The sequence below is a fragment of the Mesorhizobium sp. M0496 genome (genome assembly GCF_040321205.1).
In the GTDB taxonomy this organism is placed as follows: Bacteria; Pseudomonadota; Alphaproteobacteria; order Rhizobiales; family Rhizobiaceae; genus Mesorhizobium.
Map to the genome: position 1 here is coordinate 183331 of NZ_JAMYRC010000004.1, position 14861 is coordinate 198191.

At 61.3% G+C, this 14861-nt stretch carries 11 protein-coding genes and 2 pseudogenes; 9 read left to right on the forward strand and 4 right to left on the reverse strand.

The annotated features are described in order from the left end of the window. Positions 1–17 precede the first annotated feature (17 nt). Positions 18–3545, forward strand: coding sequence for a DNA polymerase III subunit alpha (dnaE, locus tag NKI73_RS06930; RefSeq protein WP_352628113.1), 3528 nt, complete (start codon positions 18–20; stop codon positions 3543–3545). A 67-nt stretch (positions 3546–3612) separates the two neighbouring features. After that, a pseudogene (locus tag NKI73_RS06935) lies at positions 3613–4414 on the forward strand (potassium channel family protein). Between the two features lie 12 nt (positions 4415–4426). On the opposite strand, the pseudogene NKI73_RS06940 reads toward NKI73_RS06935, so the two are convergent. Further along, positions 4427–4552: pseudogene (locus NKI73_RS06940) on the reverse strand (EamA/RhaT family transporter); the annotation flags it as partial. Positions 4553–4751: 199 nt separating this feature from the next. On the opposite strand from NKI73_RS06940, the gene NKI73_RS06945 reads away from it, so the two are divergent. Genes NKI73_RS06945 through NKI73_RS06960 form a run of 4 tightly spaced genes read left to right on the forward strand, consistent with a single transcriptional unit; the run spans position 4752 to position 8098 of the window. Further along, complete coding sequence (locus NKI73_RS06945) at positions 4752–5999, forward strand: glycosyltransferase family 2 protein (protein ID WP_352628114.1); 1248 nt, start codon at positions 4752–4754, stop codon at positions 5997–5999. 4 nt (positions 6000–6003) lie between these two features. Continuing rightward, entirely contained in the window at positions 6004–6954 is a 951-nt protein-coding gene (locus tag NKI73_RS06950; protein ID WP_352628115.1) for a glycosyltransferase, read from the forward strand. A gap of 38 nt (positions 6955–6992) precedes the next feature. Further along, positions 6993–7472 (forward strand): GtrA family protein, encoded by a 480-nt coding sequence (locus NKI73_RS06955; protein ID WP_352628117.1) that lies wholly within the window; start codon positions 6993–6995, stop codon positions 7470–7472. A 2-nt stretch (positions 7473–7474) separates the two neighbouring features. Further along, on the forward strand, positions 7475–8098 hold the full coding sequence (locus NKI73_RS06960) for a class I SAM-dependent methyltransferase (protein WP_352628118.1): 624 nt from the start codon (positions 7475–7477) through the stop codon (positions 8096–8098). 101 nt (positions 8099–8199) lie between these two features. Here the strand turns inward: NKI73_RS06960 and NKI73_RS06965 are convergent, their stop codons facing one another. Continuing rightward, positions 8200–9048: a methyltransferase domain-containing protein gene (locus NKI73_RS06965; RefSeq protein ID WP_352628119.1), complete on the reverse strand. Its 849-nt coding sequence runs from the start codon at positions 9046–9048 to the stop codon at positions 8200–8202. 338 nt (positions 9049–9386) lie between these two features. Between NKI73_RS06965 and NKI73_RS06970 the strand changes: the two genes are divergently transcribed. After that, complete coding sequence (locus tag NKI73_RS06970) at positions 9387–11087, forward strand: ArnT family glycosyltransferase (RefSeq protein ID WP_352628120.1); 1701 nt, start codon at positions 9387–9389, stop codon at positions 11085–11087. A 103-nt stretch (positions 11088–11190) separates the two neighbouring features. On the opposite strand, the gene NKI73_RS06975 is transcribed toward NKI73_RS06970, so the two are convergent. Continuing rightward, positions 11191–12078, reverse strand: coding sequence for a DMT family transporter (locus tag NKI73_RS06975; RefSeq protein ID WP_352628121.1), 888 nt, complete (start codon positions 12076–12078; stop codon positions 11191–11193). A 201-nt stretch (positions 12079–12279) separates the two neighbouring features. On the opposite strand from NKI73_RS06975, the gene NKI73_RS06980 reads away from it, so the two are divergent. Then, positions 12280–12786 carry a hypothetical protein gene (locus NKI73_RS06980; RefSeq protein WP_352628122.1) on the forward strand — a complete coding sequence of 169 codons (507 nt, stop codon included), beginning with the start codon at positions 12280–12282 and terminating at the stop codon, positions 12784–12786. A 24-nt stretch (positions 12787–12810) separates the two neighbouring features. On the opposite strand, the gene NKI73_RS06985 is transcribed toward NKI73_RS06980, so the two are convergent. After that, positions 12811–14139: a DNA polymerase IV gene (locus tag NKI73_RS06985; protein WP_352628123.1), complete on the reverse strand. Its 1329-nt coding sequence runs from the start codon at positions 14137–14139 to the stop codon at positions 12811–12813. Between the two features lie 65 nt (positions 14140–14204). Between NKI73_RS06985 and NKI73_RS06990 the strand changes: the two genes are divergently transcribed. Beyond that, a complete protein-coding gene (locus NKI73_RS06990) occupies positions 14205–14780 on the forward strand; it encodes a GNAT family N-acetyltransferase (protein ID WP_352628124.1) in 576 nt (191 codons plus the stop codon). The last annotated feature ends 81 nt before the right edge of the window (positions 14781–14861 follow it).

Genomic DNA, 14861 nt, shown 5'->3' on the forward strand with positions numbered 1-14861 from the left:
GACCTTCACGCAGCACCATGGCCGACGAAAAACTTCCCCGCGATCCCCTGAAGCGCGAAGCCGCAATAGCGGCAGCGCGGCCGGAGGCACCCGCTCGGCCCTTCGTCCATCTGCGCGTACATTCGGCCTATTCGCTGCTGGAAGGCGCCTTGCAGATTAGCAAGGTGGTCGCTCACGCGGTCAAGGATGAAGCCCCGGCCATTGCCGTCACCGACACCAACAATCTGTTCGGCGCGCTGGAATTCGCACAGAAGGCGGTGAAGGACGGCATCCAGCCGATTATCGGCTGCCAGACCGCGCTCGCATTCTCCGGTGAAAACAGCGACGGCCAGCGCGACCGCAGGCGGCAAGGCCCCGATACGCGGCCGGTCGTCCTGCTTGCCGCGACCGAGGCCGGCTATTCCAATCTGGTCAGGCTGGTCAGCCGCGTCTACCTCGAAACGCCGCCAGGCGAGGCCGTGCACCTGACCACCAATATGATGCAAGGCTATTGTGACGGGCTGATCTGCCTCAGCGGCGGGCCGCGCGGACCGATCGGCATAGCGCTCAAGGAAGATCGCCGCGACCTGGCCGAGGCTCGGCTTTTTACCCTCAAGTCGATGTTCGGCGACAGGCTCTATGTCGAGCTGGACCGGGTTTCCGGCTATGACCGGGTGATCGAGAAATCCTCGATCGATCTGGCCTACGCTCATGAATTGCCGCTGGTCGCCACCAACGAGGCGTTCTTCTCGGCGCGCGACGATTATGATGCGCATGACGCGCTGATCGCCATCGCCGAGGGCTCTGTCGTCGCCGTCGACAACCGCCGCCGGCTGTCGCCGGACAATTTCCTGCGCAGCCAGGCGGATATGGCGCGGCTATTCGCCGATCTGCCGGAAGCGATCGACAACACCGTCGAGATCGCTCTGCGCTGTTCCTACTATCCCAGGAATCGCAACCCGATCCTGCCACGCTTCACCGGCGGCGACGTCGCCGACAATGACGCCGCCGTGCAGGCGGAGGCCGACGAACTGGCCCGTCAGGCGCATGAGGGGCTCGACGCGCGGCTGGCAGCGCATGGCCCGACTCCCGGCTACACGGTCGAGCAATATCGCGAGCGGTTGAATTTCGAGCTCGGCATCATCACCAAGATGAAGTTTCCCGGCTATTTCCTGATCGTTGCCGACTTCATCAAATGGGCCAAGTCACAGGGCATTCCGGTCGGACCGGGCCGTGGTTCGGGCGCAGGTTCCCTGGTCGCCTATTCGACGACCATCACCGACATCGATCCGCTGCGCTTCTCGCTGCTGTTCGAGCGCTTCCTCAATCCCGACCGCGTGTCGATGCCCGACTTCGACATCGACTTCTGCCAGGATCGCCGCGAGGAGGTCATCCGCTACGTCCAGCAGAAATACGGCCGCGACCAGGTCGGCCAGATCATCACCTTCGGTACGCTGCAGGCACGCGCCGTGCTGCGCGACGTCGGCCGCGTGCTGCAGATGCCCTATGGCCAGGTCGACAAGCTCTCCAAGATGGTACCGCAGAACCCGGCCAATCCGGTCAAGCTCGCCGACGCCATCGCCAACGAGCCGCGCTTTGCCGAAGAGGCCGAGAGGGAGCCGATCGTCCAGACGCTGCTCGACATGGCGCAGAAGCTGGAGGGCCTCTACCGGCACGCTTCGACACACGCCGCCGGCATCGTCATCGGCGACCGGCCGCTGTCGGAACTGGTGCCGATGTACCGCGATCCGCGCTCGGACATGCCGGTCACCCAGTTCAACATGAAATATGTCGAGCAGGCCGGGCTGGTGAAGTTCGACTTCCTCGGCCTGAAGACCCTGACGGTGCTGGAGACAGCGGTGAAACTGATTCGCCGTCGCGGCATCGAGATCGACCTGGCGACGATCCCGCTCGACGATCCCGAGACCTACGCCATGCTGTCGCGCGGCGAGGTGGTCGGCGTGTTCCAGGTGGAAAGTGCCGGCATGCGCAAGGCGCTGATCGGCATGCGGCCCGACTGCATCGAGGACATCATCGCGCTGGTCGCGCTCTACCGGCCGGGGCCGATGGAGAACATTCCGACCTACAATGCCAGAAAGCATGGCGAGGAGGAGATGGCGTCGATCCATCCCAAGATCGACCATCTGGTGAAAGAGACGCAAGGCGTCATCGTCTACCAGGAACAGGTGATGCAGATCGCGCAGGAGCTTGCCGGCTACTCGCTCGGCGAAGCCGATTTGCTGCGCCGCGCCATGGGCAAGAAGATTCGCGCCGAGATGGACAAGCAGCGCGAACGCTTCGTTTCGGGCGCGGTCGAGCGCGGCGTCGGCAAGCCGCAAGCCGACTTCATTTTCGACCTGCTGGCCAAGTTCGCCGACTATGGTTTCAACAAGTCGCACGCCGCGGCTTACGCGGTCGTCTCGTACCAGACCGCCTATCTCAAGGCGCATTATCCGGTCGAGTTCCTGGCGGCGTCGATGACGCTCGACATGGGCAACACCGACAAGCTCGCCGATTTCCGCCAGGATGCGCTGCGCCTCGGCATCGAGGTTCTGGCGCCGTCGGTGATATCGAGTTTTCGTCCGTTCGAGGTCGGTGAGAACCGCATCTACTATTCGCTGGCCGCGCTCAAGGGCGTCGGCGATACGGCAGTCGAGCACATCGTTGCCCAGCGTGGCGAAAAGCCGTTCAAGAACCTCGCCGATTTTTGCGAGCGGGTCGATCCGAAGATCGTCGGCAAGCGCGTCTTCGAAAGCCTGATCATGGCCGGTGCGCTCGACTGCTTCGGCCATGATCGTGCGTCGATGCTGGCGGGCGTGGAACGCATGATGGGGCTGGCGTCGCTGGCACAGCAGAACGCGGTCTCCGGCCAGCACGACATCTTCGGCGCTTCGCTCGGCGCCCAGTCGCAGGCGCTCAATCTGCCGGCGACGGAACCGTGGCTCGCCGCCGACCGACTGCACCGCGAATTCCAGGTGGTCGGCTTCTACCTCTCGGCGCATCCACTCGACGAGTACAAGGCGGCCCTGCAGAAGATGCGGGTGCAGACGTGGGCCGAGTTTTCGGCGGCCGTCAAGCGCGGTGCCGCCGCCGGCCGTCTAGCCGGCACGGTGACATCCAAGCAGGAACGCAAGACGCGTACCGGCAACAAGATGGGTGTCATCGCCTTTTCCGATACATCCGGCCAGTACGAAGCCGTGCTGTTTTCGGAAGGACTGGCGCAATATCGCGACCTGCTCGAGGCCGGCCGCTCCGTCGTCATCACGGTCGCGGCCGAGGACAGGCCCGAAGGCGTCAATCTGCGCATCAACTCGGTACAATCGCTAGAGGACGAGGCAAGCCGCATCCAGAAGGCGCTGCGCATCTTCGTGCGCAACGCCGCGCCGATCAACACACTGGCTGGGCAGCTTGCCGTCAGGGGCGAGGGCCAGGTGAGCTTCGTGCTGATCAAGGAAGAAGGCGAGGGGGAAATCGAGATCGAGCTGCCGAACCGCTACCGGATCTCCCCACAGATCGCCTCGGCGATGCGAGCGGTGCCGGGCGTGGTCGAAGTGGAATTGGTGTGACCCCCGCTCTTCCGGGCTGGCTGCATTTCGCCGGGCGGTTCCTGCAGCGAACGCCACCGCAATCATCATGAAAGCGGCAGGCACGGGCGGATCACAGGCGGTTTCAACCCTGGCCCGGCTGCGCGACTGGCTGCGCAAGCTCTATCACGGGCGCACGCCGGCGGCTTTCCGGTTCCAGGTGGTGGCTGTCGTCATCGACCTCGCCATCATCGTTTTCTTTATCGCGACGCCGGTTCTCCAGGATAAGCCGTCATTCCTCTGGCTCGACTATTCGGCGGCCGCTCTCGTCGCTGCGGACCTGGTTGCCCGGCTGCTGGCTTCCAACGACATGCTGCGGCTGATGAAGCAGCCGACATCGTGGGTCGATGTCTTCATCCTGTTGACGCTGCTGATGCCGACGGCGTTGGCCAATCTCGCTTTCCTGCGCATCCTGCGGCTGTGGTCGCTGTCGCGCAGCGGTTCGCTCTGGCGGCATTTCGAGATGCGCGGCTTGCGGCCCTGGCGCGAAGCGAGCCAGGCGGTCATCAACCTTTTGACCTTTCTGTTCGTCGTCACCGGCTTCGTCTACACCTTCTTCTTTCGCACCGGCGCCGGCCTCGAAAACTACATCGACGCGCTTTATTTCACCGTCGCCACGGTAACGACGACCGGCTTCGGCGACATCGTGCTGCCGGGCATGGCCGGCAAGCTGACGGCGATCGTCACCATGATCATCGGCATATCGCTGTTCGTCAGGCTGGCGCAGGATCTTCCGGCCGGCCAAGGTGTTCTTTCCCTGCCCGCAATGCGGCTTGCAACGGCATGAGCCGGATGCCGTGCATTGCAAGGCCTGCGGCCATCTTCTCAACATCCCCGACGAGGGAAACTGACCAGCGGCGGTGTTACGACGCTACCACGTCGGCCGGCCTTATCGCCTTGCGCTGGAGATTGAGCAGATTGCCCATCAGGATCAGCAGCGCGCCGCTGGCGGTGAAGGCGTCGGTCTGTTCCTGACACAGCAACCAGCCATGGCATACTGGATGTGCCGCTCTTACGACGAGAGCATAAAATTCCGCCAATTACTTGATGAACCACATAATCCGCCGACGGGCACGGCTCTCGTATATCATTGACTAACTTGTTCTTGATAGTGTTGCTGCTAGGCAGCGGAAATGTTGGGCGTAGCCTGGTTGTCAGTAAGGCCTACGATGGGCGGAGCGAGGCACGATGATCGCGAAGGCAGATTTTGCGGGGGTCCAGACCGATCTGAATGTCCCGCGCGCCGATGATGCGGGGGCGCCTCTCGTATCGGCCATTATTCCTTGCCTGAACGAAGAGCGCACGCTCGGCATCTGCATCCAAAAGGCTCTCGATGCTTTTGCAAAGCGGGGTATCGAGGGCGAGGTGGTCGTCGGAGACAATGGGTCGAGCGATCGGTCGGTTGAGATTGCGGAGTCCCTCGGTGCGCGCGTCGTGCACCAGGGGGTCAAGGGATACGGCGCGGCGATTAGCGCGGCGGCTAAATCTGCACGAGGCAAGTATCTCATCATGGCGGATGCAGACGATTCCTACGACTGGAGCAGCCTCGGAGATTTCATCGACGCATTGGAGCATGGTGCCGAACTGGTCATCGGTGATCGCTTTGCGGGCGGTATCGAGCCGGGCGCCATGCCTCCGCTGCATCGATATCTCGGCAACCCGGTGCTTTCAATGATTGCCCGTTGGCTTCACCATTCTTCGATACACGATTTTCATTGCGGCATGCGCGGGTTGACCCGCGATGCGTTTCTGAGGATAGGCGCGCGCTCAACCGGCATGGAATTCGCCTCGGAGATGGTCATCAACGCGCATCGCGCAGGCCTCGTGATCCGTGAGGTACCGATCAAGCTCTATCCGGACAAGCGTGGCCGTCCACCCCATCTGCGCTCATTCCGTGACGGTTGGCGACACCTGCGACTGATCGTAGCCCATGCACCCGATACCATGTACCTTATACCGGGACTGACCTTGCTGGTGATTGGCATTGCTGGCCTTGCGATCCTCGCTGCGGGGCCTGTCCGGATCGCCGGGTGGTATTTCGGAATTCACTTCGTCGCACTCTCGGCAATGGCGACACTGATTGGTCTTTCGGCGATCCTTTTTGGCATGCTGGCCAAGGTGGCGATCGCTATTTATCACCCAGTCCACGGAGGCCGAATCGTGCCCTGGCTGATGCGCGGTCGCCCGTTGGAATGGCTGCTCTTCTCAGGTGGCGTGCTCGCAGTGGCCGGCTTTGTTGCGGACCTGTTGCTGGCGCTGCACTGGATTTTTGTCGGCGGGCCGATGGAGCGGTCGGTGCACCTGACCTTTGTGATCACCACCGCCTGCGTGGCAGGCATGTCCATGGTGTTATCCGGTTTCGTGCTCAAGCTGCTGCTTGATAATTTGGATGACAGGCCGCCCGACTGGCTTCCAGGCGGGAACTCGAGCAGGTAGCTGCGTGGGCGAAAAGCCATTTCTGTCCGTCGTCATGCCGGTCCACGAAGGTGAGGCATGGATTGGCGCGACACTTGAATCGCTGGCTGCTGAGCCGACCGGCGATCTGGAAATAATCGTTATCGACAGCAGTTCGACGAGCGCCACTGCTGCCATCGTCGAACGATTTGCCCACCGATTGCCCCTTCGGCTGCTTCAGCGAAGGGATCTTGCGCCTTGGCAAACAAAGACCAATTTAGGCGTCGAGTTGGCGGCCGCCGATCACGTCTGCATCCTCCACCAAGATGACCTGTGGCTGCCCGGGCGCGTCGAGGCCGCCCACCGCTGGCCCGCGACCTCATCCGAAGCCGGGCTTCATTTGGCCCCGACCGCCATCATTGACCGCTACGGCCGCCGAATTGGGCGCTGGAACTGCCCTTTGCCGGCTGACGAGGTGCTCGGAACTCAATTCCTGCTGGAGCGGCTGCTTGTTCAAAACTTTGTCTCGGTGCCCGCTCCGATATTCCGCAGAACCGCATGGCTGGAATGCGGAGGCATGGATGAGAAACTCTGGTATACGGCAGATTGGGACATCTGGGCGAAGCTCGCCAGTATCGGTCCTGTCGTTTATCACGACGAGATCACTACGGCCTTTCGGGTTCACGGCGGTTCGTTGACTGTAGCTGGATCCCGTGACGTTAGCGAATTCCGGTCGCAAATGCAGATTGTCCTGGAGCGCCATCTTTCCCGGCTTCCGGCGAGCAGCCGACGCTGGGTTGAACCTGCCGCTCTGGCGTCGATCAGCGTTAATGTCTCGCTGGCCGCCGCGTCGGGCGGCGACTTGAGAGCTTTGGTTCGCGCGGCTCGTGCTGTGCTGTCGCTCGGGCCGATGGGAATAAGGCGCTATTTGCGCGACTCGCGGTTGCGCGAGCGTGTTGTGTGCCGGCTTCGCGCCAAACTGACGGGAGCTTTCTGAGGCCGATGCCCAATCCAATTATATCCACGGATGAGCCGATGGAACAGGAGCGTGACGCGGGCATCCGCAAAAGACCGCTTTTGGAACGGGGCTGGCGATACACGCTAGTGGGGTTGATGTGCGCCATTGCGCACAACGCCATCATGATTGTGGTCGATCACTTGGGGGGACATTACCTGCTGGGCATCCTGATCTCATTCCTGGCTGTCACGCCGATCGGATACGGACTGCATAGCCGGTTCACTTTCGCGGAGCCACTTCGCCTGAAGGCATTCACGCGTTTCGCAGGAGGCGTGGTCGCGGCTTATCCGATCTCGGTAGCTATGATGGTCGTCCTCTGTTCCGGCTTCGACCTTAGTGTTCCGATTGCAACCCCAATCGCCACCATCGCCCTATTCGCCTGGAACTTTGCTGCCGCGCACTGGGCTATCCTGCCGCGTCTCCATCTGTACCCCGCTGCCGTGCCGACGGCACCCACTCACCCGGCGAAACGCCAATCAGCAAGAAACGAGGAATAAGAATGCTGGCACCAGGTCAGGTCGCGCGCAGGGTTCTCGGCCGCCATTTTGAGCCGGTCGGCAATGTGTATCGTCGTGTGTTCGTCAACCTCAACCTGATCGCGGATTTTCTTGACGGTGAGTTGCCGAACGGCGCGAAGATCGTGGACATCGGCGGCGGTGACGGCGCGCTTATCGAGCGGCTCCTAAATCGACGCCCTGACCTAGCTGTTACGATGTGCGATCTAGCTCCTTCAATCGGTACATTCTTGAGCGACGTACATCGGGCGAGGGTTGTACTTCTGCCTGCGACTGATCTCACCGAGGTTACTGGGCTTTACGATGCTGTCACGATTTCCGACGTCATCCATCACGTGCCGGTCGATCAACGCGACTCATTTTTCAAATCGCTGGCCAGCAGCTGCGAACGCTGGGCTTGCCGGAAGATCATCTTGAAGGACATTGAGCCGGGCGGCGTGCGCGCCACGCTGTCGCTTCTGGCGGACCGGCACATCACCGGAGACAAGCATGTCGTGCTGTTTTCACGCTCGGACTTTGCCGTCATGGCGCGACGGTATTTCCCAAAGGCGCAGAGGGTATCGGCTGTACCTGACTGGCCGAACTATTGCGAAGTGTTGAGTTGGTAGTCTCTGAACATTTTGACCTGCAGGGATGTCCCGCGATCAATGCCACCGCCCCGGGTTATGAGGGTGTTCGGCGCGATGGTGCGGGCGTACAGCCCGTTGAATTATTTGGTCGCGATGGTGCCGAGCATACTGGCGATCCGATGACTCTCGGGGCGATCGACAAGCAATTTGTCGATGAATTTGAGCGGGAATGTCAGCGTCAAGACCGCTCCTTTCGCCAACATGTAGCGGGTCCGGTTCTCCCGACCCACTATCACGCCGACGTACTCGGAAAGGATGTTGACGATTGCGCTCGTCGGTCCCTGATGCGTTTGAACCTCAACCCTTCCGAACCGCCGAAGAAGCTGCTCGATCCCGTCTTTCGTGAAGTTGCAGTAATGGGCAGGGTAGCCATGGTAGGGAAACAAGAACGGGTTGATGCACAGCAGCTTGCCGCCTGGTTTTAGGACGCGGAGCACTTCATCAACGACCGCAGCCGGATTGGGAACATGCTCGATCACGCTGTCCAGAATGATGTAATCGACTGAATCGCTCGGGAGTGGGGTGCGCTCAATATCCGCAACGAGATCGACATTCGGCGCCGGGAACAAGTCAATGTTGAGCACATCGGAGCGGATGCGCCGAGCGCCGGAACCGAACTCGATGACTATGGAGTGTGGAGGCACCGATGCTAGAAACGAATTCAGTGTGTCATGCGGTGAATACTCGCTTGTTATGAGCCGCTTCAGCAAATTGTAAAAGCGGGCGCGGGTGCTGGTGCCGGCATACGCCTCTTCATGGAAGCTGGCGTCGAAGCCTTGCCTTGTCGGTGGCTCGGCAAAGAACGGAATGCCTTTTCGAATGGGATAAATGGCTGAGCAGGACTTGCATGTTAGGGCATCGGGGCCTGTCACCAGCGCAGCATAGCAGGCTGGGCAGACAAGACCCGACGTGAATTTCGGTTGCAGCACGCGCGGTCCTTTCGAGTCTCCACACTATTGGGGAGAGCAGGTTACGATGGATGACTATAGGCCTTTCTTAACGAGCGAAGGCTAACAGTTGTTAAAATCCGCTCAGCGCGAGCTAAACGCGCGGACTCTGCAAGAACCCACTACACATGCGCGACCAAACAAAATCACGCAACGCGGTTTCGGCACGGTATTCGACAAGCAACCGCGCCGGGACCGAGGCGAAGCCGCCTCGCCAAACGGGCTGTTTGCGTTTGTGGAGCGGTAGCAGTCGAAGTGGCGAGGTGATGCACTTTCTGGCACGCCGGCGGGCCCTGGCCTGAGCCAGGGTTGGGGGTATCTTGGACACGCAAGAATTTGGACACAGATCAAGCCAGCCATTCGGTCTCGGGCAACGCCCGGCGACGATTTTTCTGAGTGTCCTGATCGCACTTAAGATCGTTTTGCTCTTCACCTTGGCTTGGAATGCTCGCTTCGTCATGGACGAATTCGTCCAACTCGGATGGGCCAAATATTTCTCCAACGGTCTCTTCGATACGATCTGGCACCCCAAGGCGGTCGGCTACGCGGTCTTCTACGAGATCGCCCACCTGATCGGTTGGGATGCCAGGTCGATCCTGCTTGCCGGCCGTATGCAGACTGCGCTGCTGGCGTGCGCGACCATTGCTTTGGTCTACGCATGCGCTCGCGCACTTGGAGAGGATCGGATCCGTGCCTTGGTCATTGTCCTCCTCCTCTTGTGCTTCTCGAATTTCATGGAGCGCATCTTTCGCACCATCGCCGAACCACTGGCAGTGTTCTTCGCGGTGGCGGCGCTGCTGGTCGTCCTGCGGGCACGTGAATTGAGCGGACGGCAGCTTGTCGCTGCCGGCATCCTAAGCGGCCTGTCGTTCCTCGCGACGCAGAAATCGATCTATTTCAATCTTGCGCTTGGCCTTGGTCTGGTCGCCGACGCGGCTTTGGCGAAACGCTATGCGGCAGGCATGGCGCGCGGCGCATGGCTTATGCTGGGATGGGCCGTTCCCATAATCGCCTATTGCTTTATCTTCGGCGGCGCCGACCCTGTTTCCATTGCCAGGAACCTCGTATTCGGTCCTCTTGAGATTGCTGCGCGCGGGGGCGGTGATTATGGGGGGCTGAGGCGATTCGTGTTTCAGACGCTCGCGCGAAACTATGTTCTTTATGTCTTCTGTTTCGCCGGCATGGCTCTGTCCCTGATGCAGATCATGAAACTCGATGAACGAAGGCGAATTGCCCTGATCTTCTCTGTCGTCATCACGGTGCTGGTTTTCGCGCACGACCAGCCGTGGCCCTACGTGTTCATCATGGCGTTGCCATTCATGTCATTATGGTCATTGACGCTGCTCGACGGCGTCGCAGCCCGCGTGCGTTACCTGCGCCTTGCGTGGACAGCGCTCGTCACGGCCATGGCTATAAGCTTCGTTGCCAATGTACTTTACCTTCGCTTCGACAATGCGGCCCAACTTGAACTGGTCGCGCGCGCAGAGTCATTGCTCGCGCCCGATGAGCGGTATTTCGACGGCATCGGGATGCTGCCAAATCGGCAGGAACCGACAACTTTGTGGCTCGATCAGCACTCTATATTCGCGACCTTGCTGGAAGGCAGGAGTTCCGAGGCCTACAATGTCTTTAGCGAGTCTCCGCCGAAGATGATCCTGTGGTCCTACAGAATGGACAAGATCTATCCCGTGGTCGCGCCTCAGATTGCGAACAGTTACGTCAGCGTCGCACCAAATCTCAGAATCGCTGGCAGTCGCCTTCATCCCGGTGAGAAGAAGATTTTCGACGTTCCGATTGCTGGAAGCTATGCACTCTACAGTGCAACCGGGACTCCCTTGCAAGGCTCGGTCGAAATTGATGGCGCCGTGCTTGATCCGCCATTTCACCTCCCGACCGGATCGAAAACCCTGACATTGCAAACCGGGTCAGGCGAAACATTGCTGCTGCCAACAGGTTCGTACGCCGGACACTTCAAGGCGGGCAGTGACAACGATCTTCTATTTGATGGCGTCTATGACTGAGCCGAGTACCGCTCGATCGAGGCGAGTGGCGGCAGTCGTATCGACGCCAGCCAACCTGTCGGATCGTAGCGACCGAACCAGGCAACTGACTGGGCGAATAGCCTTATAGCTGGGAGGCGACGACTTCGGCAGGCTGCGGCGCCTTGCGCTGGAGATTGAGCAGATTGCCCATCAGGATCAGCAGCGCGCCGCCGGCGGTGAAGGCGTCGATCTGCTCGCTATAGAGCAGCCAGCCGATCAGCGCCGACAGCGGCACACGCAGGAAATCCATCGGCGAAATGACGGTCGCGTCGGCATAGCCAAGCGCTCGGGCCATGCAGAAATGCGACGACATGCCGGTGAAGGCGATCAGCACGATCCATGGCCACAGTTCCAGGGGCGGGTTGCGCCACGTATAAAGCGCTGGAACGAGGCCGACCACCGACTGGATGATCAGCATCCAGAAGATGATGCGCACGACGCTGTCCGTTCGCGTCAGCGATTTGACCGTGACCACCGAGATGCCGAAGCAGACGGCGGCACCGAGCACGACGAGATGTCCGGGATCGACCGAGCCGACACCGGGGCGCACGATGATCACCACGCCGATCAGCCCCAGGACGATCGCCGCAAGCTTTGGCCGGGAGAGCCTTTCGCCGAGAAAAATCACCGCCAGGATAGCCGTCCAGATCGGTGTGGTGAATTCGATCGAGATCAGCACGGCCAGCGGGATCAGCGTTAGCGCGTAGAGCCAGGCCGCCTGGCCGGTATAGTGGATGACGTTGCGGGCGATATGGGCGATGGGGCGCTGCGTGCGCATCGCGGCAAAGCCGCCGCTCATCATCACCAGCGGCAGAAGGATGAAAAAGCCGATCACCGAGCGCAGTTCCAGCACCTGGAAGACGTTGAGTTCGGCTGTCGTGGCGCGGCCGGCGACCGACATCGCCAGGAACGAGGCGATCGACAACGCCATCCAGAACGCGGCCTTTGGAATCGAAGGGGTAGGTGTCATGCCGGCTGTGTCGCAGGACGGAGCTTTTGCCGCAATCGCTAGCCGCTGCATTCTTCTGGGCCAGTCGCCAAGGCTGGATGTTGCAAAACAGTCATGCTGCGGGCGGAACCTGAAACGGCAAGGGGCGTTGAGCCCGCGTAGCCAGCCGTGCCTGCGTTGTGAACTGTCCCACCTTTTTCGAGATCGACAAGGAGAGTTTCGATGAGATTATTCGCACAATTCGGCCTTGCTGGATGTCTGTTGGTTGCGGCAGGCACCGCGCATGCCGACGAGGCCAAATTTCTCCAGTCGTTCAGGGGCGATTTCGCCGGCAAGGGTATCGTCAAGGTGACCACAGACGCGCCAACGGTGAATGTGTCCTGTAACTTCAAGTCGAACGCGACGTCGACCTCATTGTCGCTCGACGGCAATTGCCGTGGACTGATTGTGGTGACGCGCGCCATCAGCGCGGATCTGAAAGCCAGCGGTGCCAGATATAGCGGCACCTATGTCGGTTCTCGTACCGGGCCGGCGCAACTCAACGGCAGCCGCTCCGGCAACGCGATCAATGTCGGCATCCGCTGGGCCAAGGAGGTCAATGGTGACCGAAGGGCACAGATGAGGGTCGAGAAACGCGGCGAGAACGGCATGCGGCTGACTGTCGTCGACACCGATCCGAAAACCGGCAAGAGCGTGGTGACGAGCAGGATAGACCTGCAGCGCAGTTGAATCTCAACGCAGCGATATGCAGCGTCACTCCTCGAGTGGTTCCGGCGGGTGGGCGTCGCGGCTCTTGCCGAAGGTATAGCCGGTTTCAACCGCCTTGCGGCCGAACTTGTCGCGCAGGGCGTCGATAGCGCCTTCGGCCATGGCGCGCTTGCGCGACTGGACGTCGACCAGATCGGGCGGGTCGGCCTTGTCGTCGTCCGAGAGGTCGCTGACGCCGATGCCGAGCAGCCGGTATTTCGTGCCATCGGTTTCCTTGCGCAGAAGTTCCACCCCGGTCTGAAAGATGCGGTCGGCGAGCCGGGTCGGGTCGCCGAGTTGGCGGTTGCGCGTGCGCAGCTTGAAATCCTGGGTCTTCAGCTTCAGCACCACGGTGCGCCCGGCAATGCCCGATTTCTTCAGCCGTGCCGAGACCTTTTCCGAAAGGCCCCTCAGCACCGCAACCAGCTCATCCAGCGAAGCGATGTCGGTGTCGAAGGTGGTTTCGGCCGATACGCTCTTGGCGTCCTGGTCGGGGTCGACGCGGCGGACGTCCTCGCCGCGCGAAAGGCGGTAGAGCCGGTCGCCCATGGTGCCGTAACGCCGCATCAGGTCGCCACGGTCCATCTGCTGCAATTGGCCGATGGTGCGGATGCCGTCCCGCTCCAGCGTGGCGTTGAACGCCTTGCCAACGCCCCAGATCATGGTCACCGGCTGTACCGCCAGGAAGCCGACCGCCTCGGCTTCGCCGATGACCGAGAAGCCGCGCGGCTTGCGGAAGTCCGACGCTATCTTGGCGAGGAACTTGCAATAGGACAGGCCGGCCGAAACGGTGATGCCGATCTCCTTCTCGACCGCCAGCGCGAAGCGCGCCAGCACCACCGCCGGTGGCAGGCCGTGCAGCCGTTCGGTGCCGGCGAGGTCGAGAAACGCCTCGTCGATCGACAGCGGCTCGACCAGCGGCGTCAGCGCCTGCATCATGGCGCGCACCTCGCGGCCGACGCGCACGTATTTTTCCATGTTGGGGCTGATGACGACCGCCTCGGGGCAGGCTTCGAGCGCCTTGAACATCGGCATTGCCGAGCGCACGCCCTGGATGCGGGCGATGTAGCAGGCGGTGGAGACAACACCGCGCTTGCCGCCGCCGATGATCAGCGGCTTGTCCTTGAGCGCCGGATTGTCGCGCTTTTCGATCGCCGCATAGAATGCATCGCAATCGATATGAGCCAGATGCAGCCGGTAAAGCTCGGGATGACGCGCGAGCCTTGGACTGCCGCAGCGCTCGCAACGGCGCGTTTCGCTGCGCTGAAATGTCAGGCAGTCGCGGCAAAAACCGTGGTGAGGATTGTTGACAGGAGCCGCCATTTGTGGGAACATAAAGAGAACAAACGCAATAGTACGACAGCGCAAGACCAGCGACAAGGGTGGTCTGGGGAGAACGCATGAGCACGACCATAGCGCCATTGACGCCCGCGCTATGGGCGGATTTCGAGGATCTCTTCGGCAAGCAGGGTGCCTGTTACGGCTGCTGGTGCACGCATTTCCGTATGGCGCCGGCGGTGCGCCGCGAAAGCAGCCGGGAGCGCAACAAGGACCACATCAAGGCGCGCATCGAAGCCGGCCCGCCGCCGGGTTTGCTGGCTTTCGAGGATGGCCAGGCGGTCGGCTGGATGCAGATCGGACCGCGCTCCGACGTGCCCGAATGGAACAATCAGGGCAGGGGTTCGGCACCGATCGATCCCGCCGACGCCGCGGATCCGGCCGTCTGGGCAATCTCCTGCTTCTTCATCCGCAGCAAGGCGCGGGGCAGGGGCATCACGCATCGCCTGGTCGAAGGCGGCATCGATTTCGCCCGCAAGAATGGCGCACGGCTGGTCGAGGCCTGCCCGATAGACCTGTCTCGCGATTCGCGCTCGATCGGCCTGTTCGTCGGCTCGTCGCGGGTCTTCGAGAAGGCCGGCTTCGAAAGGCTCGTGGAACGTAAGGCGGGCCGGCCGCTGATGCGGCTCGTGCTTTGATCGAGACGTTCCGCCCTGATAGCGTTGCGGATCCCGCCTTGCGGTTGCGGCGGTAATTTCATACCAGACGAACGAAGCGTT